General features: G+C 60.0%; 23 protein-coding genes. 15 read left to right on the top strand and 8 right to left on the bottom strand.

Annotated elements, in window-relative coordinates; translation table 11 throughout:
* Positions 1 to 2: 2 nt before the first annotated feature.
* From H0A72_RS11780 to H0A72_RS11790, 3 genes are read right to left on the bottom strand one after another with little or no spacing between them, the layout of a single operon-like run.
* Entirely contained in the window at positions 3 to 704 is a 702-nt protein-coding gene (locus tag H0A72_RS11780; protein ID WP_180155455.1) for a fumarylacetoacetate hydrolase family protein, read from the bottom strand.
* A 20-nt stretch (positions 705 to 724) separates the two neighbouring features.
* Positions 725 to 1,768, bottom strand: coding sequence for a cupin domain-containing protein (locus H0A72_RS11785; RefSeq protein ID WP_180155457.1), 1,044 nt, complete (start codon positions 1,766 to 1,768; stop codon positions 725 to 727).
* 17 nt (positions 1,769 to 1,785) lie between these two features.
* On the bottom strand, positions 1,786 to 2,991 hold the full coding sequence (locus H0A72_RS11790) for a 3-hydroxybenzoate 6-monooxygenase (RefSeq protein WP_180155459.1): 1,206 nt from the start codon (positions 2,989 to 2,991) through the stop codon (positions 1,786 to 1,788).
* A gap of 147 nt (positions 2,992 to 3,138) precedes the next feature.
* On the opposite strand from H0A72_RS11790, the gene H0A72_RS11795 reads away from it, so the two are divergent.
* From H0A72_RS11795 to H0A72_RS11815, 5 genes are all read left to right on the top strand, one after another.
* Positions 3,139 to 3,621 carry a MarR family winged helix-turn-helix transcriptional regulator gene (locus H0A72_RS11795; protein ID WP_180155461.1) on the top strand — a complete coding sequence of 161 codons (483 nt, stop codon included), beginning with the start codon at positions 3,139 to 3,141 and terminating at the stop codon, positions 3,619 to 3,621.
* A gap of 237 nt (positions 3,622 to 3,858) precedes the next feature.
* Positions 3,859 to 4,818: a Bug family tripartite tricarboxylate transporter substrate binding protein gene (locus H0A72_RS11800; RefSeq protein WP_180155463.1), complete on the top strand. Its 960-nt coding sequence runs from the start codon at positions 3,859 to 3,861 to the stop codon at positions 4,816 to 4,818.
* A gap of 9 nt (positions 4,819 to 4,827) precedes the next feature.
* Positions 4,828 to 6,153, top strand: a complete 1,326-nt coding sequence (locus tag H0A72_RS11805; RefSeq protein ID WP_180155465.1) for an aromatic ring-hydroxylating oxygenase subunit alpha — start codon at positions 4,828 to 4,830, stop codon at positions 6,151 to 6,153.
* Complete coding sequence (locus tag H0A72_RS11810; protein ID WP_180155467.1) at positions 6,150 to 6,647, top strand: aromatic-ring-hydroxylating dioxygenase subunit beta; 498 nt, start codon at positions 6,150 to 6,152, stop codon at positions 6,645 to 6,647. Before H0A72_RS11805 ends, H0A72_RS11810 begins: the two co-directional genes overlap by 4 nt.
* Positions 6,648 to 6,659: 12 nt before the next feature.
* The gene (locus tag H0A72_RS11815; protein ID WP_180155469.1) at positions 6,660 to 7,895 is read left to right on the top strand and encodes an FAD-dependent monooxygenase; all 1,236 of its coding nucleotides are present in this window, start codon (positions 6,660 to 6,662) and stop codon (positions 7,893 to 7,895) included.
* Here the strand turns inward: H0A72_RS11815 and H0A72_RS11820 are convergent, their stop codons facing one another.
* Positions 7,896 to 8,816: a LysR family transcriptional regulator gene (locus H0A72_RS11820; protein WP_180155471.1), complete on the bottom strand. Its 921-nt coding sequence runs from the start codon at positions 8,814 to 8,816 to the stop codon at positions 7,896 to 7,898.
* A 116-nt stretch (positions 8,817 to 8,932) separates the two neighbouring features.
* On the opposite strand from H0A72_RS11820, the gene H0A72_RS11825 reads away from it, so the two are divergent.
* Both H0A72_RS11825 and H0A72_RS11830 read left to right on the top strand, forming a co-directional pair.
* Positions 8,933 to 9,910: a PDR/VanB family oxidoreductase gene (locus tag H0A72_RS11825; RefSeq protein ID WP_218953283.1), complete on the top strand. Its 978-nt coding sequence runs from the start codon at positions 8,933 to 8,935 to the stop codon at positions 9,908 to 9,910.
* Between the two features lie 70 nt (positions 9,911 to 9,980).
* Positions 9,981 to 10,982, top strand: coding sequence for a DUF481 domain-containing protein (locus H0A72_RS11830; RefSeq protein ID WP_218953285.1), 1,002 nt, complete (start codon positions 9,981 to 9,983; stop codon positions 10,980 to 10,982).
* 48 nt (positions 10,983 to 11,030) lie between these two features.
* On the opposite strand, the gene H0A72_RS11835 is transcribed toward H0A72_RS11830, so the two are convergent.
* Complete coding sequence (locus H0A72_RS11835) at positions 11,031 to 11,924, bottom strand: IclR family transcriptional regulator (RefSeq protein ID WP_180155473.1); 894 nt, start codon at positions 11,922 to 11,924, stop codon at positions 11,031 to 11,033.
* Between the two features lie 180 nt (positions 11,925 to 12,104).
* Between H0A72_RS11835 and H0A72_RS11840 the strand changes: the two genes are divergently transcribed.
* From H0A72_RS11840 to H0A72_RS11850, 3 genes are read left to right on the top strand one after another with little or no spacing between them, the layout of a single operon-like run.
* Entirely contained in the window at positions 12,105 to 13,760 is a 1,656-nt protein-coding gene (locus H0A72_RS11840) for an MFS transporter (RefSeq protein WP_180155475.1), read from the top strand.
* A 32-nt stretch (positions 13,761 to 13,792) separates the two neighbouring features.
* The gene (locus tag H0A72_RS11845) at positions 13,793 to 14,818 is read left to right on the top strand and encodes a carbon-nitrogen hydrolase family protein (protein WP_180155477.1); all 1,026 of its coding nucleotides are present in this window, start codon (positions 13,793 to 13,795) and stop codon (positions 14,816 to 14,818) included.
* The gene (locus H0A72_RS11850; RefSeq protein WP_281389282.1) at positions 14,815 to 15,573 is read left to right on the top strand and encodes a maleate cis-trans isomerase family protein; all 759 of its coding nucleotides are present in this window, start codon (positions 14,815 to 14,817) and stop codon (positions 15,571 to 15,573) included. The genes H0A72_RS11845 and H0A72_RS11850 overlap by 4 nt, the downstream gene beginning before the upstream one ends.
* A gap of 116 nt (positions 15,574 to 15,689) precedes the next feature.
* Here the strand turns inward: H0A72_RS11850 and H0A72_RS22005 are convergent, their stop codons facing one another.
* The 3 genes from H0A72_RS22005 to H0A72_RS11860 all read right to left on the bottom strand — a co-directional run bounded on the left by H0A72_RS22005 (position 15,690) and on the right by H0A72_RS11860 (position 17,187).
* A complete protein-coding gene (locus H0A72_RS22005; protein ID WP_218953286.1) occupies positions 15,690 to 16,172 on the bottom strand; it encodes an alpha/beta hydrolase family protein in 483 nt (160 codons plus the stop codon).
* Between the two features lie 38 nt (positions 16,173 to 16,210).
* Entirely contained in the window at positions 16,211 to 16,456 is a 246-nt protein-coding gene (locus H0A72_RS22010; protein ID WP_218953287.1) for a hypothetical protein, read from the bottom strand.
* 131 nt (positions 16,457 to 16,587) lie between these two features.
* On the bottom strand, positions 16,588 to 17,187 hold the full coding sequence (locus H0A72_RS11860; RefSeq protein WP_180155479.1) for a TetR/AcrR family transcriptional regulator: 600 nt from the start codon (positions 17,185 to 17,187) through the stop codon (positions 16,588 to 16,590).
* 435 nt (positions 17,188 to 17,622) lie between these two features.
* Here H0A72_RS11860 and H0A72_RS11865 point away from each other — a divergent pair, with 435 nt between their 5' ends.
* The 5 genes from H0A72_RS11865 to H0A72_RS11885 all read left to right on the top strand — a co-directional run bounded on the left by H0A72_RS11865 (position 17,623) and on the right by H0A72_RS11885 (position 22,793).
* A complete protein-coding gene (locus H0A72_RS11865; protein WP_218953288.1) occupies positions 17,623 to 18,567 on the top strand; it encodes a dihydrodipicolinate synthase family protein in 945 nt (314 codons plus the stop codon).
* Positions 18,568 to 18,667: 100 nt separating this feature from the next.
* On the top strand, positions 18,668 to 19,234 hold the full coding sequence (locus H0A72_RS11870; RefSeq protein ID WP_180155483.1) for a DUF4286 family protein: 567 nt from the start codon (positions 18,668 to 18,670) through the stop codon (positions 19,232 to 19,234).
* A gap of 108 nt (positions 19,235 to 19,342) precedes the next feature.
* Positions 19,343 to 20,311 carry a Bug family tripartite tricarboxylate transporter substrate binding protein gene (locus tag H0A72_RS11875; protein WP_246436932.1) on the top strand — a complete coding sequence of 323 codons (969 nt, stop codon included), beginning with the start codon at positions 19,343 to 19,345 and terminating at the stop codon, positions 20,309 to 20,311.
* A 115-nt stretch (positions 20,312 to 20,426) separates the two neighbouring features.
* A complete protein-coding gene (locus H0A72_RS11880) occupies positions 20,427 to 21,212 on the top strand; it encodes an SDR family NAD(P)-dependent oxidoreductase (RefSeq protein ID WP_180155485.1) in 786 nt (261 codons plus the stop codon).
* Positions 21,213 to 21,275: 63 nt separating this feature from the next.
* Positions 21,276 to 22,793 carry an FAD-dependent oxidoreductase gene (locus H0A72_RS11885; RefSeq protein ID WP_180155487.1) on the top strand — a complete coding sequence of 506 codons (1,518 nt, stop codon included), beginning with the start codon at positions 21,276 to 21,278 and terminating at the stop codon, positions 22,791 to 22,793.
* Positions 22,794 to 22,864 lie beyond the last annotated feature (71 nt).

Genomic DNA, 22,864 nt, shown 5'->3' on the forward strand with positions numbered 1-22,864 from the left:
GTTCATTCCGCCGCGCCGATGGTTAGCGCGATCTCTCCTATGCCCTCGACCTTGCCGTGCAGCGTGTCGTCGGGTACGACGGGCCCGACGCCTTCGGGCGTGCCCGTGTAGATCAGGTCGCCGGGTTGCAGGTGATAGAACAGGGAGAGGTCCGCGATGATTTCGCGGATGTTCCAGATCAGGCGCGATACGTCGGATTGCTGCTTCACTTCATTGTTCACGGTCAGGGACAGCGCGCCGGACTCGACCACCCGCCCGGGCATGGCAACGACCTCGCCGCAAATGGAGCTGAGTTCGGTGTCCTTGCCCAGGTCCCAAGGCCGGCCCTTGTCGCGCGCGGCCAGCTGCAGGTCGCGGCGGGTCATGTCCAGGCCGCAGGCATAGCCGTAGATGTGCTCGTGCGCATCTTCCTGGCGGATGCGGAAGCCCGGCTTGCCGATCACCACCACCAGCTCCATTTCATAATGGAAATTGGCGGTCTCCGGCGGATAAGGCATGACCGAGCCGCTTGCAAGCAGCGTCTGGGGCGACTTGGTGAAATAAAACGGCCTTTCGGTGGCTTTGTCGACGGGGCGGCCCATTTCCTGGGCGTGGGCGTGGTAATTGCGCCCGACGAAAAACAGCCTGTTGACGGGCAAACGGGCGGCCTGGCCGCGAACCGGCAGGGAAGGCGCGGCGGGAGGCGCCCAGAGGTATTCAGTCATTGTCGTTTCCTGGAAAAAATTCAGCCACGGTTTTCGTAGACACCGAGCTTGCGATGAAGAGGGGATTCGTCCGCCATGAAAATGAAAGCGGGCTCCTCGTTTGAAAGATTGGTCAGGGTTGCGTCGGCATAGCCCGGCAGGCAGCAGGTGTCCGCATTTTCCAGCGTGAAATCCTTCCCGTCGCAGCGCACGCCGGCGCGCCCTTCGATCTGGTGCAGCACCTGGGCCGGCGAGCGGGCCGGCAGGCGCAGGGTCTGGCCGGGGCGCAGCATCAGCGCGTAGAAACCGAGGATGTTTTGGGCGTCCGACATGGTTTCCGGGTTCACGTAGGTGATCTGGATGAACTGCTCGCCGGGATTGTCTTCGGCATAGGCCGCCAGGGCGGCGCGCGCCTCGGACCACGGGTAGCGCAGCATGGGGTAAGCCGCGGCGTTGCGCTCGAAGGCGGGCGTGGGCACGATGCCGGGGCGGTAGGCGCGATCCAGCCGGCCGAGGTTCAGGTGCTGGCGCTCGCCTTCATTGTGGTAGCTGGCTTCCATGTAATACACCAGGGGCAGGTCGAGCACGTCGAGCCACACCACGGGCTCGCCGCCATCGTGGCCGTGTTCATGCCACTGGCCGGTGGGCGTCAGAATGAGGTCGCCGCGCTCCATGGGGCATTTTTCGCCATTGACGGTCGTGTATGCGCCGCCGCCTTCGACGATCATGCGCACCGCGTTCGGCGTGTGCTTGTGCGCCGGCGCCCATTCACCGGGCAGCAGCAGCTGCATGCCCAGGTACATGGCGGCGCTGGCCTGCATTTTCTCGATGCCGTGGCCGGGGTTGGCCAGCACCAGCACCCGGCGCTCGGCTTTTTCTATGGGCGTGAGTTCGCCCGCTTTCAGCAGCAAGGGCCGCAGGGCGCCGTAAGACCAGTGCGTGGTGGCGGTGCGGCGGGTGGGGATGTCCGGCGGCAGCACCGCGCGCAGGCTGGGCCACAGCGGCACCAGGTTCAGGCTCGACAATTCATCGCGGTAGTCCTGCGGCAGGTCTTCCAGGCGGCCCAGATCATTGGCTGTACTCATTTTGGTTCTCCTTGTGTTCAGGCGTCGCCGGCCAGGCAATTGCCGACGTTCCAGCCATAGAGCCATTCCATGGCGTCAAAGAACCGCTCGGGGGAGCGGCCTTTCCAGAGGTCGTTGCGCACCAGGCGCTCGACGCCCTTGGCGTGATAAAGCCGGCCCATTTCACGGCTGGACAGCACGATGCGCGCGGTGCGGGCGACCCGCGAGCGCTCGTAAAGGCTCAATGCCCGGTTCCAGTCGTTGTCGTGCAGGCGCAGGGCTTCACCGAGGGTGACGGCGTCTTCCATGGCCATGCAGGCGCCCTGGGCGAGGTATTGGGTGGTCGGGTGGGCGGCGTCGCCCAGCAGCGTGGCCCGGCCGAAAGTCCATTGGCCGATGGGATCGCGGTCGGCCGTGGCCCAGCGCCTCCAGTTCTTGGGCAGGTCGATGAGCTGGCGCGCCTGGTCGCAGATGCCCTGGAAATAGCTCTGCACCTCTTCCTTGCTGCCGTCGGTCACGCCCCAGGTTTCCTGCTGACGGCTGTGGAAGGTGACCACGACGTTGTACTGCTCGCCGCCGCGCAAGGGGTAGTGGACCAGATGGCAATTCGGCCCGACCCAGATGCTGGCGGCGTTCCAGCGCAAGTCCTCGGGGAAGTCTTCCTTGTCGACCACGGCGCGATACACCACGTGGCCCGTCACGCGCGCCGGATCGCCCACATACTGTTCGCGCACCACGGACTTGACGCCATCGGCGCCGATCAGCGCCGTGCCTTGCCAGCTTTTGCCGTTCTGGTCATGGACGGTGACGGCATCGGCGGACTGTTCGACGCGCTCGATGCGCGTGTTGGTATGGAACTCGACCTTTCCGGTTTCCAGGGCGCCTTCGAGCAGCGAAGTGTGGACGTCGACACGATGGATGACGGCATAGGGATTGCCGAAGCGTTCGCGGAACGCCGCGCCGGTCGGGATCCGGGCCACCTGCCGGCCGTCGACGGCGTCGTGCATGACCATGTAGTCGGTATAGACGGCGCGGCCACGCGCTTTTTCACCAATGCCCAGCGCGTCGAAAGCGTGAAAAGCGTTGGGCCCGAGCTGGATGCCGGCGCCGATTTCGCCGATTTCAGGTGCTTGTTCGAATACTTTCACTTCATAGCCGCGCCGCACGAGAGCGAGTGCGGCAGCCAGCCCGCCGATGCCGCCCCCGGCGACCAGAACTGGTGATGCTGATGTGTTGGTTGTCATTCTTGACCCTTGTGTATGCAATATGGCCGCGTCTCTGCGGCCATTCGGTAAGCTCACATATTGTATGTGTACATATAATAAGTATGCTTATATTAAGTGTAGTGTTATGATCTTTCACTGTCCTATTATGGAAAACCCTGAGTTCGTATGACCCGGAATGCGCGCCCATCGCAGGTCGAACCCCTGCAGCTCGATACCCTGCCAGGCCATCTGATTCGCCGCCTGCACCAGATCACGGCGGGCATCTACACACAGGAAGTGGGCGAAAAAAGCGTCACGCAGGTACAGTTCGCGGCCTTGCAGGCGCTGCGCAACCATCCTGGCGTGGACCAGCGCACATTGGCCAAGCTGATCGCGCTGGATGCGTCGACGACGGGCGGGGTCATAGATCGCCTCGAAGCGCGCGGCCTGGTCGACCGCCGGCTGTCCCCCAATGATCGACGAGTCAAGCTCTTGTACATCACCCACGAAGGCGAGGCCCTGCTGGACCGCCTGGTGCCGCTGATGCTCCGGGCGCAGGAGCGCATGCTGGAGCCCCTGGCTCCGGAACAGCGCGCGCAATTCATGGAAATGCTCGCCGTGCTGGTCAGCGTGAACAACGAACTCAGCCGGGCACCGGGCATGGAGTGACCGGCGCGCGGCGCTTCGACCCGCCCCGCACTGTGGCGCGTCCGCATCCTGCCCGCGGCTTCGCTTCAATTCATAAGTTTTACTTGTCTTATAAAAATATTTTGTTTATTCATTTATAAATTGATCTAGATTAAAGTTGTCCCACTCATAACTATTGACATCCAGTTGCAATTGACTGGTTCGAATCAACAAAGGGACACAAAAATGATTTTTCGCGGTCGAAAGCTTCTTGACGTATTGCTTGCTTCATTCGCCACGGTCAGCCTTGCATGGCTGAGCTCGGCGGCAAACGCCAATACCTATCCGTCGAAACCCATCACGGTCATCGTGCCGTTTGCCGCCGGTGGGCCGACCGACGCGTCGGCGCGGGCCGTCGCATCGGCGCTGGCCCAGGAAATGGGGAAAAGCTTCGTGGTCGAAAACGTCCCGGGCGCCGGCGGCTCCATCGGCACGGCGCGGGCCGCAGCCGCCAGCCCCGACGGCTACACGCTGCTTTGGGGCACCGGCAGCGGGCTTTCCATTTTGCCCAATCTGAAGCCCTTGTCGTACGACGCGCGCAAATCCTTCGCGCCCATCAGCATGGTGCTGTCGGCGCCCTTCGTGTTCGCGGCAAGCCCGCGCCTGGAAGTCAAGACCATTGAAGAATTCGTCGCGCTGGGCAAGTCCCGGCCCATGGAGTTGAATTACAGCTCGTCGGGCACGGGAGGCACGGCCCACATGATAGGCGAGCTGTTCAACATGAAGGCCGGCATCGAAGCGGTGCACGTGCCCTATAACGGCGGCGCGCCCATGATGCACGCCCTGCTGGCGGGCGATGTGGACTACGCTTTCGACACCCCGACCAGCATCGTGCCCCTGGCCGAGGACAAGCGCATCATTCCGCTGGCGGTGACCAGCCTCAAGCGCTGGCCGGCGCTGCCCGATGTGCGGACGCTGGACGAGATCGGCTACAAGGACTTCGACGCCACCACCTGGTTCGGCCTGCTTGCGCCGGCCAGTACGCCCGCCGACCGCATCGAGCTGATCAGCAAGAGCGTTCAAAAGGTGCTGGCCAACCCCGAAACCCGCGGCAAGCTGGAAAAATCCGGCTTCTTCGTGGACGGCACCACGCCCGCCGAATTCGCCAAGAAAATAGACGAAGACACCAAGCTGTGGGCGGAGCTGATCCAGAACGCCAAAATCAAGATCACCAACTGAGCCACAGCCATGAAACAGCACGCACTGATCGTCGAGAAGTCGGCTGACGAGTTCCTGGTCCATCGCGACATCTACAGGGACCCGGAAGTATTCGACTGGGAGATGAAATACATTTTCGAGGGCACCTGGAACCTGCTGGGCCTCGAATCGCAGATTCCCAAGGCCTTCGACTACTTCACCACGCATATCGGCCGCACGCCGGTCATCGTGACGCGCGACGCCAAGGGCGCGGCCCATTGCGTCGTGAACAGCTGCCGCCACAAGGGGGCGCTGGTGTGCCATACCCAGCAAGGCAATAGCCGCAACTTCGTCTGCCAGTATCACGGCTGGGCCTACGACGCCTCCGGCAAGAACATACTGATCAAGGACAAGAAAGAGGGCGGCTACCCGCCCTGTTTCGACAACGCTTCGCACGACCTCGCGCCCGTGCCCCGGTTCGCATCGTATCGGGGCGTGCTGTTCGGCAGCCTGAATCCGGACGTCCCCGAGCTTGAAACGTATCTGGGCGATCTCAAGACCATGATCGACCTCATCGTGGACCAAAGCCCGCAAGGAATCGAGTGCGTCGCGGGCACCGGCGCATTCACCTTCCAGGGCAACTGGAAGCTGCAGCTGGAGAACGGCGTGGATCCCTATCATTTCTCGTCCACGCACCCGTCCTACATCCAGGTGCTGAAAAAGCGCGCCGAATCGAAATCGGTCTACTCCAATTTCAAAAGCAGCGAACTGGTGCGTGGCACGTTCGCATTCGGAAACGGACATAACGCGATGTGGGGGCCGGCGCCGTCCGACGCGGCCACGCCGCTCGGCCATTCGCGCGCCGAACTGGAAGATCGCGTGGGAAGCGTGCGCGCCAAGTGGATGGCCTATGTGCGCAACATCACCGCGTTTCCGAACGCGCAGTTTGCGGAAAACGCCTCGCTGCAGCTCCGCATCTGGCGTCCACTTGCCCCCGACTTGACCGAAATGCGCACCTTCTGCCTGGCGCCCGTAGGCGAACCGGCCGAAGCCCGCCGGCTGCGCATCCGCCAGTATGAAGAATTCTTCAACCCCACCGGCCTGGCCACTCCCGACGACATCACCAACTATGAAGACTGTCAGCGCGGCATGCAGGCCGCCGGCATCGCATGGCAGCAGGGCCATTCCAGGGGAACGGCTTTCCAGCGCGCGGCGGCTCCCGCGGAAGCCCTGGAGCTGGGCGTGCATCCCATATCGTCCGTCGTGGGCGGCTTCAATCTGGGCGACGAAACCGTCATGCACGAAACCTACCGCTACTGGCGGACGCTGATCGAGCAAGGATTGATGAACGACGCCGCACAGGGGAGCGAATCGTGACTGCGAGCACCATTGAAGAAAAGGCATGCCGGATCGTGCTGACCGAAGCGCGCCTGCTGGACGAAAAGCGCTGGGACGACTGGCTGGCCTTGTATGCGGATACGGCCGTGCTGTGGATGCCCACCTGGCGCAATGAGCGCGAGCTTACCGAAGACCCGGACACGGAGCTGTCTTTTATCTACCTGGAAGGCAAGCCGGCCCTGAAGGAGCGCATCAGCCGGATTACTTCGGGGCTTTCGGTGTCGTCCATGCCCGACCCGCGAACCTGCCACATGGTCGCCGGCCTGCGCGCGCAGGCGGCCGACGGCGTCGTCCAGGTCGAATCGAGCTGGACCAGCCATATCTACGACCACAAGCGCAAAAGCCATCTTACGTATTTCGGCCATTACGGACACACGCTGCAGGCCACGGCGGACGGTCTCCGGATCCTGCACAAGCGCATCGTACTGATGAACGACTATCTCGAGTCCAAGCTGGACTTCTACTACGTTTGACACACCCCACCGATGAAGAAATCACCACGCATCCTCATTTCAGGCGGAGGCATAGGCGGCCTGACCGCCGCATTGTGCCTGATCGAACGCGGCATCGACACGCTGGTCCTGGAGCAGGCGAAAGAGCTCAAGGCGCTGGGCGCCGGGCTGCAGCTTTCGCCGAACGCCACGCGCGTGCTCCACGGCCTGGGCCTGGGGCCCGCGCTGGCCGGCGTCACCATCAAGCCCAGCGAAAAATGCATACGCCTCTGGAACACCGGGCAGCAGTGGAACCTGTTCGACCTGGGCAACGAGTCGGTGCAGCGCTACGGCTATCCCTACATGATGCTGTACCGCCCCGATCTGCACGACATACTGCTGGAAGCGCTGAGGCAGCGCGCCCCGGGCTCGATTCGAATGAACGCGCGCGTGCGCGCGGTCGGACAAACCACCGAAAACGCATACGTCGAGCTGGAAGACGGCACCCGCCTGGAAGGCGATGCGCTGATCGGCGCCGACGGCGTGCACTCGATCACGCGGGAAAGCGTCATCGCCAAGGACAGCCCGAAGTTTTCCGGATGCATCGCCTGGCGCGGCGTCATTCCCATTCATACCCTGCCGGCCAGCATGCAAGGGCATTCAGGGGTGAACTGGGTGGGCCCAGGGGCGCACATCGTGCACTACCCGGTCAATGGGGGCCGGCTCGTCAGCTTCACCGGCATCGTCGAAAAGCAAGGCTGGTTCAAGGAATCCTGGACGGAACAAGGATCGGTGGACGAATGCCATGAGGATTTCGCCGGCTGGCACCCCGACGTGCACGTCTTGATCGACCAGTTGGGAACCCCCATGCGCTGGGCCATGATGCTGCGCGATCCCCTGGGCAACTGGACGAACCGCCGGATCAGCCTGCTGGGAGACGCCGCCCACCCCACTTTGCCGTTCCTGGCGCAAGGGGCGGGCATGGCCATCGAGGATGCTTGCGTGCTTGCCCGCGCGGTGCAGGCGCACAGCGGCGATCTGCCGCGCGCCCTGCAGGTCTACCAGGCCACGCGCATCGAGCGCAGCACCCGCATCGTCATCGGCTCCGCCGAGAACACCAAGCGCTTCCACAACCCGGAGCTCGCCGACGCGGAAGGAGCCCAGCGCTACATCGCGCGCGAATGGGAGGAAAACAAGGTGCGGGCCCGATACGAATGGCTGTTCTCTTATGAGCCCGAAAACACGCCCCTGGCCGAAGTCGAGCGGGACAGCCTGGATCCGGTGAGCTGATCACCTGGAGCACAGTTCGTAGGCCACTTCTTTGAACGCATTGACGAACGGGGTGACGATGTCAGGCAGGCGCCGGCCCCGTTTCCATATCTGGTAATACGGCTGCATGACGGAGTCTTCCACCACACGGGCGATGTCGACCCGGCGCAAGTCGCACAGCGGCTCGATCACCGAGGGCAGCAGGGCGGCGCCATGGCCGGCGGCGACCATGGCAATCATGGTCTGCATCGAATTGTAGGCGCCGCGCGGCGTGAAGGAGCGGCCGGACGCGCCCAGCGCGGCATCGATGGATTGCTGCAGGGGGAATTCGGCGGCAAGCGAAATGAGCGGAATATCGGGGATGTCGTTCCAATGAAGACTGAGCGCCGCGCCGCGCGGTCCGCCGGGCGCCGACAGCAAGCCCTTGGGCGCTATGTACAGCATGGGAAAGCGGATCACTTCCCGCGTTTCTATGCTGGTGGACGGCTTGCGGTAGATGCTGAAGCCGATGTCGGCTTCGCCGGTTTCCACGAGCGTCTGGATCTGGCCTTGCGCGACATCGAAAACGCGCAGTTGCACCATGGGTTGGATGCGCGCGAACGCGTTCTCCACGTGCGGCATCAGGCTGGCGGCCACGACCTGGGTGACCGCCACCTTGAGCAGCCGCCTTTCCTGCGCCGAGGCCGCCGTCACCCGGGTCTTGGCGAGCAGCATCTCGCTGATGATCAGGTTGGCGGAAGCCACCAGATTGGCTCCTGCCGGCGTCAAGGACACCGAGCGCGTCGTGCGGTCGAACAGGCGGCAGCCGAACTGGGCTTCGAGATCGCGGATCATGGAGCTCAGGCCGGCCTGCGTAATGTGAAGCTGCTCGGCGGCGCGCGTGAAGCTGCCCAGCTTTGCAACCAGGACGAAGCCCTGCAGCTGGCGAAGAGAAGTATTCATGCGGGCCCGGCCGCCCGCCGGCGCGCTCGAACCGGAACCCGCCGCCCCGCCGCGGCGCTTGATGGCCGTGAATGCTTGTTTTTCAACATCAATACCCTTTGAATGGCCCAGACACCATGCAACAACCCACACCCCAGAACCGCATCAACGTGCTCGTGAAGCGCAAAACGATGCTGACCGACGACATCGCCTTGTTCGAACTGGAGGCTGAACAGCACGGGCGGCCGCTGCCTCCGTTCGAAGCGGGCGCACACATCGACGTGCAGGCCGGCGACGCGCTGCGCCAGTATTCGCTGTGCAACGCGCCGGAGCAGGCCGGCCGCTATGAAATCGCGGTGCTGCGCGAACCGGCTTCGAGGGGCGGATCGCGCCACATGCATGAACAGGTGCGCGAAGGCGACCTGCTGCAGATTAGTGTACCGCGCAATCTTTTCCGTTTGAACCGGGCGGAACACAGCATATTGCTGGCCGGCGGCATCGGCATCACGCCCTTGCTGGCCATGGCCGAAAGCTTGCATGCCCAGGGCCGCGGCTTTGAATTGCACTATTACGCGCGCAGCGCGGCAAGAACCGCCTTCCGGGAAAGGCTCGCCGCCGCCCCCTTCAGGGACAAGGTCTTTTTGCATCGCGACGATCAGCCCGGCGAGCATCTCGACCCCGTCCAGGTGCTGGCGGCGGCGCCGCGCGCATCGGCGGTCTATTTTTGCGGCCCGCCCGGCTTCATTCACCATGTGCAGGCCGGCGCCCGATCCCTGGCATGGCCCGACGATACACTGCATTTCGAGAGGTTCAGCGCGGAACCGGCGGGCGACGACGCATCCGCCGACACCGAGTTCAGCGTGACGGTGAAGAGCACCGGCCAGACCTTCCTTGTGCCCGCCGGCAAATCGATTGTCCAGGTGCTTGCGGAGCATGGCATCGACATTCCCGTGTCCTGTGAGCAAGGCGTCTGCGGCACCTGCCTGACCGGCGTGCTGCAAGGCGAAATCGATCACCGGGATCAATACCTGACGCCCGAAGAGCAGGCCCGGAACACGCAGATGACGCCGTGCTGCTCCAGGTCGAAGGGCGCGTCCATCGTGCTGGATTTATAGGCGTGGGACTCGACCTGCGATCGGGTTGCCGGAAACATTGAGATTCAGAGGGCGGTTCGATAAAATCCGCGTGGAACGCAGCGGCGAAAAGAAAGTATCCCTACCCTGGCTCGACACGGGGCGGCTTGAAACCGGCGCGGCGGCCCAGCCCGGTGTCTCGGCGGCGCGCTGCGGGGCGGATGAAAAACATATACAGGAGCAGTCCTTCATGGGGGCATATGTCTTGAGTAAACACGCGTGCGCCCTTGCCTTGTTGTTTTGCGGCGCCCAAATCGCCCATGCCGAAAGCGCCGCCGCGGGCCGGCCGGAACAGCCGACCCGCGTTCCCAGAGACGCGGCGGCATGGACGGCGCAGATCACGCCCTATCTCTGGGCCACAGGGCTCAGCGGGAAGGTTTCCCCATTCCAGAAAGCCCCGACGCTGGGGGTGGAGAAGTCGTTCTCCGACGTGCTCGGAGACCTCAATGGCGGCGGTTTCGTCAATGTATGGGCCCGCCGCGATCGCTTCGTGTTGTCGGCCGATGTCATGTACGTGAGCACGACCGATGCCCACGGCGAGGGGCCGTTGCCGGCATTCCAGCTACCCGGCATCGGGATCGCAATTCCGCCGGGAGCCAGCGTCGACGCAAAGGTCGACAGCAAGCAGTTCACGGCAGCCTTGCAAGGCGGATACCGCGTCGTCGACACGCCCGCGTTCACGCTCGACGTCTTGGCCGGCGCGCGCATCTGGCATATTTCCAATGACGTCACGGTCACGGCGAGCCACCCCGCCATCAAGTCCCTGACAGCCAAACACGGTGAAAGCTTCCATTGGGTGGATCCTTTGGCCGCCGTGCGCGCATTCCTCCCCATTACGCAAAGGCTGTTTCTGCATGTGCAGGCGGATGTCGGCGGCTTCGGTGCGGGTTCGAATCACACGTGGTCGTCGCTCGCGGCGGTCAACTATGTCTTTTCCGACCGCCTGTCCGCCTCAGTGGGCTACAAGACGCTCAATGTCGATTATGACCGTGGCGGACACGTCTATGATGTGCGCATGCGCGGTCCGGTACTTGGGCTGACCTATCGGTTTTGATGGCGACGGCCAAGGTCCCTGGCAAGCGGTGGACGGCGCCGCAATCCTCTAGCCATACATTCCCGCCGTTTGTGAAATTTCGGCGGTGTGCCGCTTGAGCAGCCGCACGGCGTCGGCCTCATTTTCTTCCGTCAGCATGTGGGCCGGCCCCATGATGGTCAGAGCGGCAACGATGCCGCCCGACAAATCGAAAATTGGAGCAGACAGGGACGTGAAATTGGGCAAGAGGGTGTTCTGGCACCGGCTATAGCCTTGATCTCGGATAATCGATTTCATCTCGTCGACAGCAGCGGCCGTGCGTGGAATATCGGCATGCGGCACGGTGTATCCCGAGCTCTGCAGCTTCAGCTCATGTTCGAGCATTCCCGAGGTCTCCGCAGCCGGCAGATGCGCGAGAAAGTTCCGCCCAAGGGCGGAGGACAGCAGCGGTAGAACGCTGCCGACTCGCAATTCGAGCAAAGGCAGGCTTTTACTGCCTTCGACACGATAAACAATGGTCGGGCCCTTGTTTCCCCAAACGCCCAGGAATACGGTGTGTCCTGTTTGCGTGCTGATGTCCAGCATAGAGGGCCGCGCCAGCTTGTAGACATCAAACTGCTCCAGGGCGGCAATGCCGAGCTTCAGGGCATATGGACCAAGACCGTAATGGCCCGTATCGGCGTCTTGCTGAACGATCCCCACCCTTTGGAAGCTGACGAGATAGTAATGAGTGTTGGCAGTGGTCAGTCCGGTCAATTCGGCAAGCTTGCCAAGCGGGACCGGGCCGGACGCGGACCGCAGTGCGTCCAGAATGGTGAATCCCGTCTCAATCGACTGAATTCCGCGCCGAACGGTTTTCTCTGAAGACGCGGCTTTGAGCGCCGCGCCACCTCCGTGGCCCTTCCTCGCCTTCTCGGGTAGTTCAGGCGCTTTTGTCGCGGATGTCGTTGGCTTTTTCTTCATCACCTATCAACGTCTGTCTGGGAATGCAGGTCGAGATCATAACGCCTAACACCCTGGCCGGCACGTTCGCTTGCGGCTTCAATTCCGTGTGCGGCCGTCAGCAAGTTGACATTGTTTGATACTGTAGTGATAATTTGACCCTATCAAAAACAACGTGAACTTGATCGAGGAGATGGCGAGATGGGAGCGATAGCGAACCAATCGAATTACGAAGCGGAGCCGGCGACATTGACCCGCCGCGAAGAGCGGCAGGTGGTGGTTGCGTCCACCGTCGGTACGCTTTTCGAGTGGTATGACTTTTTCATTTATGGCTCATTGGCGGTGTTCATGAGCCAGGTCCTTTTTCCACCAGACAATCCCACCGTTTCGCTGTTGGCGGCGCTCGGCGCATTGGCGGTGGGATTCATCATCCGGCCGATCGGAGCGGTCCTGTTCGGGTACCTGGGTGACAAGCTTGGGCGAAAAATCACGTTTCTCACCACCGTCGTAATGATGGGTGGAGCGACTTTGCTGATTGGTTGCCTGCCCACGTATGAAACTGCCGGACACTTATCGTGGATTTTGCTTTTGACCCTGCGCGTGATTCAGGGGCTGGCGGTCGGAGGCGAGTACGGCGGGGCCGTCATCTACGTCGCAGAACATTGTGAGCCGAAACGCCGGGGGCTGCTGACAGGCTGGATACAGATCACTTCATCGGCCGGGCTGATCCTTTCGCTCGTTGTGATTCTGATCACGCAAGCCAGCATGAGCGCGGAGGACTTCCGCCATTGGGGCTGGCGCCTTCCTTTCATCTTGTCGATCGTGATGCTCGCAATTTCCATCTACGTACGGGCCAAGCTGAACGAGTCGCCGGTGTTCACCCGCATGAAGCAGCAGAAGCGCCTTTCCCGGAACCCCGTGAAGGAAACGTTCGGCCAGTGGCGAAGCCTGCGCCTGGTGCTGATCGCCTTGGTCGGGGCGACCGCGGGCATGGGCTCGACCTATTTCACGGGCCAGTTCTACGTAATGATCTTCTTGCAGCAGGCCGTACAGATCAGCCAGGCCACGGTGTATCAGCTCTTGATTATTGGATTTGTGATCGGTGCGCCCACGTTTGTGCTGTTCGGATGGCTGTCTGACCGAATCGGTCGTAAATGGCTCATGATGGCGGGCCTGTTCGCGTCGGCGCTCGGCTATCACGCCATGTTCGGCGCTCTGCTGTCGGCGGGTAATCCGGCCCTGGCGGAGGCCATGAAGACCACGCCCGTGAGCATCCACGCTGACGCAAGTGGCGGCAGCTGCGACTTTGGCCTTCAAGCCGCATTGGTGAGCGCCCACTCCGACCACAAGAAAGTCTGCGTTCAGGCAAAGAAATTCCTTGTCTCAAAGGGCATTAACTTCGAGTACGCCGCACCGCTCCCCGGCCAGCCAATAGCCATGTCCGTAGGAGGTGTGACGGTCAATGGCTTTGATGCCAAGGCATACGGGGAAGCCCTTGCCCAAGCCGGCTATCCCTCCAAAGCGGATCCGGCGCGCATCGATCGGGTGTCGATAGTGGCGATCCTGATCCTGATGACAGCGGTGGTGGCGATGATCTACGGACCAGTGGCCGCTTACCTGGTGGAGCTGTTCCCGCCGCGCATTCGCTATACCGCCTTGTCCTTCCCATATCACATCGGCGCCGGCATCTTCGGCGGGCTCGTGCCCTTCGTGGCGACCTATCTGTCTCAAGCTAGCGGGAACATTTTCGGAGGCTTGATGTATCCGGTCGTTGTGACGGCAATCGTGGGTGTGCTGGGCTGCCTGCTGCTGCCGAACACGCGTGCTGAAGCGGTCGATCATGACCCTTCCTACTAAATCAGCTGTATCGATCTTAACCGGAGAATCGCATGTTAGAACTTCACAACTTCAAAGCGGCGGCCGTACAGACGGCTCCCGTGTTCCTGGATACTGACGCAACCGTCGACAAGGTCCTACGTCTCATCGAGGAGGCGGCATCCAATGGCGCCCGCCTGGTAGCGTTTCCCGAGGTCTTTGTCGCCGGATATCCATACTGGAGTTGGGTCGGCAATCCCGTACAAGGATCTCCATGGTTTGAGCGGCTGGTTCGCTCGGCGATTGAAGTTCCCGGGCCGGAGATTAGAAAAATCGCCGCGGCGGCGCGGCGCAACAAAATCAACGTTGTCGTTGGCGTCAATGAGCGCAGCAAACACAGTGTGGGTACGCTCTATAACACCTTGGTTACCATCTCTGACGAAGGGCGGATTCTTGGACGGCATCGCAAACTGGTGCCAACCTGGGCCGAGAAGCTGATTTGGGCGCCTGGTGACGGCTCCGCCTTGCGCGTCCACAACACTTCGATCGGCCCATTGGGGTCCCTGGCATGCGGAGAGAACACCAACACGCTCGCACGCTTTGCGCTGCTTTCTCAAGGCGAGATGGTGCATGTCGCGAGCTACATCTCTTTACCGGTCGCCCCTCCCGACTATGACATGGCGGACGCCATTAAAGTGCGTGCCGCGGCCCATAGTTTCGAAGGAAAAATCTTCACCATCGTCTCTTGTTCAACGATCTCCGAAGAAATCATCTCGGCCCTGGAGCTTGATTTTCCCGAGGCAAGGCAGCTTCTGGTCCGGAAAAACAGCGCGTTCTCCGGCTTCATCGGGCCGGACGGGCGCATGATAGGCGAACCGCTGATCGACGACGAGGGCATCGTATACGCCGACATTGACCTGTCGCGCTGCATCCAGCCACGCCAGATGCATGACATCACCGGCCACTACAACCGCTTTGATGTTTTTGACTTACGAGTAAACCGCAAGCCGCTGCAGGCTGCGCGATTCGAGGATTTCGCTGCTGAGGACGACCTCAACTGCGACGCCATGGCTCAGTTGGAACAGGAAATTCAGGCATGACTCAACCACGCATCTTCCGCATTGGGCAAATCGTTCCATCGTCGAATACGACGATGGAGACAGAGATCCCCGCTATGTTGAGAGCGCGCGAAATGACCGCTCCGGAGCGCTTCACCTTTCATTCCAGCCGGATGCGGATGAAGAACGTGACGAAGGAGGAGCTCGCGGCAATGGATGCCGACAGCGACCGCTGCGCGCTCGAATTGTCGGATGCGCGGGTGGACGTGCTGGGCTATGCCTGCCTGGTTGCGATCATGAGCATGGGCGTCGGATATCATCGCGTCTCCGAGGCACGGCTTCACCAGCGGACGATGGAGAACGGGGGGCCCGCTCCCGTAGTGACAAGTGCCGGCGCACTGGTCGACGGTCTAAAAATCATCGGGGCGAAGAAGGTTTCGCTGCTTGCGCCCTACATGAAGCCGCTGACCAAGCTGGTGATTGACTACATCGAGCATGAAGGTATCGAGGTGGTCGACAGCATTTCGCTTGAAATACCGGATAACCTCGAGGTCGGCCGCCAAGACCCAATGGCGCCCGTTGAAATCACGAAGAAGTTGAACACGGCCAACGTCGATGCGATCGTCTGTTCCGCATGTGTGCAGATGCCGTCGCTTCCGTCCGTGCAGCCTATTGAGGATCGGACGGGCCTGCCAGTCATCTCTTCTTCCGTGGCAACCACTTACCAAATGCTGAAGAAACTGGGTTTGCCGACAGGCATCCCTGGCTACGGCGCTCTTTTTTCCGGCAAATACTGAGCGGCACCTGAAGCGTGTGGCACTGAAGCGTACGGAATTGGAATGGGCCAGCACGTTGACCATCCGGATGCGGCCATTAAAGATCGACGCGGCGATCCTCCGCAGTCCCAGCATGCTCACCGCGCCTTGGGCGGGTGGGCGTCCATGAAGTCGACCAGGGCTGGAACCAGCGCCGGGTGCAACGGCAGCGTTGGGTCGGTATAGGTGGCAAGCGGCGCGTTGGGCACGCCGGTCTTCAACATGTGCGTGCCGCCGGGCAGGTTCACCCGTTTCGCCTGGGGCATGGCCTGTTGCAGCAGGTTCGCGTCGCGCGGCAACACCTGTACGTCGGCGTCGCCCTGAACGATCAGCGCGGGGCCCGGCCAGTGGCCGGCTTCGACCACAGGGTCGTAGGCGAACAGGTCCATCATGTAGCGCTGCAGGCCGGTGCTGAACAGCGGCCGCAGCCCTTCCGATATCGTTGCCGGATCACGCGGCTTGCCCGCCGCCAGGTCCGCCACCAGTGACTCGACCTCCGGCAGGATCGCGGCGTTGCCGGGCTGCGCCCGGAGCTGTTCGATCATCAGGTCGCCGACGGGGCGGCCCGCTGTCGACAGCAACAGCAGTCCGCACAGCGCTGGCGGGGGCTTGCGCGCCGTTACCAGCGCCGCCAGGCCGCCAGGCCTTCGGCCAGCAGCTTGTAGGTATCGGAGGCCAGGCCCATCCGCGGCGAGTTGCCATCCCGATTCGTCGGGCCTGAGCCGGGAATGATCACCACCGCATGCGCGGCGCCGTCCATCCGGATGGCCTCGGCTTCGAGCGGGCCCTGCGGGCCGGGAATGCGGACGGTTTCCGCCAGGGCCGCAATTGGGAAACACAACAAGAACTGGAGAAGTCGGCGCATCAGTACTCCGTGGCATTGGGCCTTGCGGGCACGAATGCGTGGCCGCAAGGGCCGAAGGATTCTAGCATCGCCTCGCCGCTCGCAGCGCATTAGCACACCCGTGGCGGACCATGGCGCCGGCCTTCTTGATCTCACATTGGTTTGGCCGAATAAGCCCTTTCGATCACATTGCTCAGCGCCTCATATGTTTGCTGGAGGCGGCTCAAGTCGTGGGGTGCCTGGCTGATGAGCGGGGCGAAATGAAGCACGTTTGAGATCAGACACGCTATTTCCTCCAGGGGCGCATCGGCGCGCAGTTCCCCGCGGCTTATGGCGATGCGTACGCCTTCGGCTACCGATTCCTCGTTGGACAAGGTGACGTTGTTCAATCGCGTAATCATGCGAGGCGGTATGACGTCGCGGTCGATGCGAAAGCGTGTTATCAGACTCCAGATTACCCCCTCGCCATCGCTGTTGTACTCGCCATATCGTCCAGCGTTGAAGGCGTAGGATCGCTCAAGCTTCTTGCGCAGTGAGATTTTCTTGTTTGTCCAGATGGCTTTATAAGTTTCCACCACGTTTTCCGCGGCGGCATCCAGGACAGCCTCCGCCAAGCCGCTCTTGCTGCCGTAATGGTAGTGGATGTTGGCCCGGGTCGTGCCCAATTCATCTGTCAAGTCGCCGAAACTGACGCCTCGGTAACCTTTCAGGGTAAACAGTCTGATGGCGAGGCGTTTGATCTCTTCTTTCATGGCTCAAAGGCTAACGGAAGATCCGTAAATCGAAAGTAAACAGGCTGCGGCTTCGCTGCTTGGGCTTGCGCGTCCAAGCAAGCTTTAGACCGAGGTCGTTGGTAACCGTGATGTGCGATAAGAATGAAGGATGAATTCGGATGTGTCCAGTTGGTGTGCACAGGCTTGTGTGGTCCGGCCTGTGATCCTAAGGGTAAATACTGAGTTTCGCAACTTCAGCTTACTGACTATCATGTAAGTCAGTTTTTGCGGGAGATCGGCCTTTCGATTGGATTGGAACAGCAAGTACCAAGGCTGAAAACTGTATGAAATACAAGGAGGCTAGAGCTATCCAGCGTTTCATACAGCAATGCAATCACTTGGAAATAGTTATCGTCACCCATTTTTTTTTTGCCCAAATACTTACTTGCATGTAAGTTAACAATGGAGTTCATTATGAAGTTCGAAGCCCGCGGCATCATCCCCGCCGCCTTGATGCCCTGGACACCCGATTTGGGGATGGACTTGTCGGGCCTGCGTCAGCATTTATTGGATATTGCCGGTGTTCCGGGCGTGTCTGCGTTGTGCGTGAACGGGCATGCCTCTGAGGTGAGCTCCTGCACGGAAGACGAGCAGGCCGAGATACTGGCCACGACATGCGAGACGGTCGGAGACAAGTTGCCCATCGTTTCAGGCGTGTGTTCAGAAAGCAGCTTGATGGCCGCTGATCTGGCACGGCGCTGGGAAGATGCAGGCGCTTCGGCGTTGCTTGTGTTTCCTCCTTCGGTATTCGGCAAAGGGGCGCAGCTGCGCCCGGAAATGGTTCTCGAGCACTATCGGCGTATCGCTGGGGCTTCGTCACTTCCTCTCATCATCTTCCAGTACCCGCTGGGAGGCGGCCAGGGGTATGCGCTCGATACCTTGATGCGCCTGATCGAAGAAGTCCCCGCCATTGCGGGAATCAAGGACTACTGCGGCGATCCGGTATTGCATGAGGAAGTGGTGCGTCAGCTGCGGAATCGCCCGCACAAGGTGGCGATGCTCAGCTCGCACAGTTCATGGCTTCTCCAGTCGCTTGCTCTGGGGTGTGACGGCATCCTGTCGGGTGCCGGCAGCACGATCGCTTCTCTTCAGGTGGAATTGTTCGACGCCATGCGGAATGGTGACTTGCTGCTTGCGCGCGAGATCAATGAACGGATGAACGTTATTACACGTGTGTTTTATCGCCCGCCGTTTATTGATCAGCACAATCGCATGAAAGAGGCGCAAGTGCTCTTGGGGCGCTTCAAATGCGCTGCGGTGCGGCCGCCAATAATGAAACTGAAAGAACAAGAAATCTCGTCGATCAGGACTGCTTTGATCACGGCTGGAATGCTCAAAGAAAGCACTATCGACGTTTGATTACTTGGCGGCCCGCGCAGTGCCGGCCAGTGAGAGCATCAAAACCAATTCAGAGCACAAAACGTGTTCAAGACCGCGCCAACTAACGTTTGGGTGAGCCATGCAGGGACTGTACGTTGTCTTTACCGCGCCATATCGAGATATGGAGGACGAATATCATCATTGGTACAACACCCGACATCTTCCCGACATCCTAGCAGTGCCAGGCGTGGCGTTGGCACGGCGATATTCCGTATCGAGCAAGATGCCGGCCGTCGCTTTGCCTCGATTTGCCGCATTTTACGGGTTGAGCGATGTGGGGCGTGCCGTATCCGAAATTATCGCGCGACGAGGGACGGAACGCCTGAAGTCTTCGCCTGCTGTGAACAGGGCCCAAAGCCTTGCCTGCATTTTCGATATGGGTCTGGAGCAAATTGAAAGCCAGTGCCGAATCCCGATCCTGCTGTTTGCCCTGTGTAATTCACAAGAAATAGGCGCGTCGGATCGAGTTTTGACGGCACCTGCAAGCGCCATTCAGGCAAGCACGGCGCCTGTCCCGTTTTGCTCGATTCAATTGCATCATCATCCCGAAGGCGTCGGAAACGCATGCGTCGAATTTGCTTCTGACGCGCAGGTTTATCGGGCCAGTGCGATTAGTGACTTAATGAGGGAGCCGTCCGCGATCTGAGGCGGGCACAATAAATGGAATTATTTTTTCAGATCAAGAAATTTTCAAACCAAAAAATCTTGAGCCGCCGTTCCGGCGGCAGGAACCATTAACCGGAGATACAACGACATGAAGAAGACATTTAATGCGATCATGGCGATCGCTGCACTTACCATTACCACACTTGCCTATGCTCAGACCTTTCCATCCAGGCCTGTAAAAATCATCGTGCCATACCCGCCCGGTGGAATTACAGATATCGTGGGTCGCACCATTGCAGAGGGGCTGTCGCAGGAGCTTGGACAGCCGGTGGTCGTCGACAATCGGGTGGGGGCAAGCGGTGTCATTGGAGCGGTTGCCGCCGCACGCGCCAATCCGGATGGCTATACCTTATTCGTTGGAACCAGCACGACGAACGGTACCAATCCCAGCACCCAACAAAGTCTGCAATACGATCCGGCCAAGGATTTCGAGCCCGTCGCTTTACTTGCGGCGTCACCATTCATGATGATAGTCAACGACAAGGTGCCCGCACGCACGGTGTCGGAATTTGTCAAATATGCCAAAGGCCGTCCTGACAAGGTTTTCTATGGCACACCCGGCGCCGGTGGCTCAATACACCTGAGCACTGAGCTTTTTTCCCTTGAAGCGGGTATCGAGATGGTTCATGTGCCATACAAGGGAAGCTCCCCCGCGTTGACGGATCTATTGGGCGGAAGCTTGCAAGTCATGCTGGACAACATGCCTTCCGCGGTATCCCTTATGCAGGCGGGCAAGGTTCGCGCGTTGGCCGTGACGGGCAAGGCACGGTCTCCGCTTGCGCCTGACGTGCCTACATTGAAAGAAGCCGGCTATCCGAATTTTGATTCTGAATCCTGGCTTGCCTTATACGCCCCCGCGGACACGCCTGAAGCAGTGATCAATACCTTGAACGCTGCCGTCAACAAAAGCCTGAAACGACCGAGCTTACTGGAAGTATTCAATAAGGTCGGGCTGGTCACCTACGGTGGCACGCCGGGTGAACTTGCCAGCTATCAGGCGGCAGAGATCGAGAAATGGGCAAAGGTTGTAAAGGCGATTAACTATGAAGCCAAGTAAGTAGACGCTCATCGCCGTTGGGGCACTATCGGTGCCCCTGCGATCTGGTGGGATAGGCATCGCGACACATGCCTAGTTAACAAATTCATATTTCATATACTTGTCTGAGGACAACATGAACAGTTCTAATAACCAAGTGGTTGCAATTACCGGAGGAGGCAGCGGCATCGGTCTGGGCACGGCAGAAGTTCTTGCGCAAGCCGGCTACAAAATTGCCTTGATCGACATCAATGCGGATGCTCTCCATACTGCCAAAGAGTCCCTTGAAGATCACGCGGACAATCTTCTGACCATTACGGCGGACATCACGGACTCCAGGCAAATGGCGAATGCGATCAGTCAAACAGTCGAGCATTTCGGGGCTTTGGACAAATTTGTTGCCAATGCCGGAATTCGGGTGCCGCTGACTCCGTTTATCGATACTCCCGATGAATTATGGGACAAAGTCATTCGAGTCAACCTGAGCGGGGTTTTCATCGCTTGTCGTGAGGCGGCTCGAATCATGGTTCGAAACAAATCGGGCGCCATGGTCATCATATCGTCGCTGAACGCATTTTCTTCAAGAGTTGGGCAGGTTGCTTATTGTTCCAGCAAGGCAGGGGCAAATCAGCTAAGCCGCGCCCTGGCGCTGGAATTGGCCGAATTTGGCATACGGGTGAACTCCGTCTGCCCAGGCACGGTAAATACCGCAATGTTCAAACTGGCACAGTCACAGGATTCCGGCGACCTATTGAAACAACGAATCTACGGCTCGGCTGAACGTTTTCGGCCCGGAATTCCTATGAGGAAGATAGCGGAACCGGTTGAAGTCGCAAACGCCATTAAATTTTTGCTTTCCGACGACGCAAGCCATATCACCGGCATATCGATGTTCGTCGATGGCGGCGAGTCCATCATTTAATGCCGGCTTGGCGCCCAATCGACGCCATTGCCTTATCCAGCTTTATAGCTCTCAACAGCGGAGATGAATTTGAAATCGAGTAAGAAGCCTGCCGGTAGGTCCGTGCATGTCATTGTGGTGGGCGGAGGCGGAGCAGGCTTGGCAGCCGCCATTGCAGCGGCTGAGAACGGCGCGTCGGTTACCCTCATTGAAAAGGGCTCAAAGATAGGCGGAACCACGGCGTTATCCGTCGGATCCATCACGGCGGCGGGAACACGGCTTCAGCGAAGCAACGGGATAAAAGGGGATACCCCGGAGGCGCACTTTGATGACATTACGGTCCTGTTGGGTGCCCAGCATCAACATGATAATCTCGCGCTGCGTCGTGTGCTCACCGAAAACGTCCCGGACGTCATTGCGTGGCTGGAGTCGCTCGGACTGACTTTTCTAGGTCCGTTCAGCGAGGAGCCGCATCGAGTTCCAAGAATGCACGTAGTCCTTCCGAACTCCAAGGCATTCGTTTTTCTATTGGAACGGCGTTGCAGGGAATTGCCGATAGAAGTGGTTACCGAGGCGACGGCCGAACGGTTGTTGATGCGCGACAACAAGGCGATAGGCGTTCAAGCCACTGTAAACGGCGAGAAAAGAGAGTTCATCGCCAACAGCATCATATTGGCAACCGGCGACTATTCTGCAGCAGACGATCTTAAAGAGCGGTTCATGCCGGCGCTGCGGCACGTCGATGCCATCAACCCATTGAGCACCGGAGACGGCCACCGTATGGCCATCGACGAGGACGCCATTGTTTGTAAAGGAGAGCTTGCAGCCGGTCCCAAGCTTCGCTTCAAGCCGCCATGCTCAAAGGGCATGCTGGCCAATCTGCCGGCATACCCCGTCCTTACAAAGATCATGCGCTTCGCATTCCGTTGGGCGCCGAAATGGCTGTCGCGGCCATTGTTGCTTCCCACCCTTACCAGCTATCTGTCACCGGAGCCATCCCTGTTCTCGGCCGGAGCCATATTGATAAACCGGGATGGAACCCGCTTTATCGATGAACGCAGCGCGCGCAAGCATGACTTGCACCAGCAACCGGGCAAGTGCGCCTACATCGTGCTGGACGACAAAACAGCCCGCATGTTCAGCAAGTATCCATACTATATTTCGACCGCACCTGGGGTGGCTTATGCCTATATGTCCGATTACGCTCGATATCGTAAGGACATATATACTTCGGCGGCTACGCTCAAAGAGCTTTCGGACAAGTTGAATTTGCCTCAAGGCTCATTGGCCAAGACCATTGCTCAATATAACGCGGAAGACCGCGTAAAAGCGGAGGGTGGTGGCCTTACCCAGGGGCCATTCCATGCGCTTGGTCCCGTTTATAGCTGGCTGGTCGTTACACAAGGCGGGCTGGCAGTAGACTGTCAGCATAAAGTGATTCGGGCCGATGGAAGCTGGATCGAAGGGCTGTACGCCGTCGGAAACGTCGGGCTTGGCGGTTTGATCGTTGCCGGTCACGGGCATTACTTGGCGTGGGCGTTTACATCGGGGCGACTGGCCGGGCGAAACGCCGCACTAGCAGGTGGCGTACAGCATTCGTAATGCATTCACCGAAGCCGCTTCACTGCCTGCACGATCTCTCATCGCGGCCATTTCTTGAGTGTGTTCGAGTA

Origin of the sequence: Parapusillimonas granuli (assembly GCF_013416525.1) — a bacterium.
GTDB lineage: Bacteria > Pseudomonadota > Gammaproteobacteria > Burkholderiales > Burkholderiaceae_B > Parapusillimonas > Parapusillimonas granuli.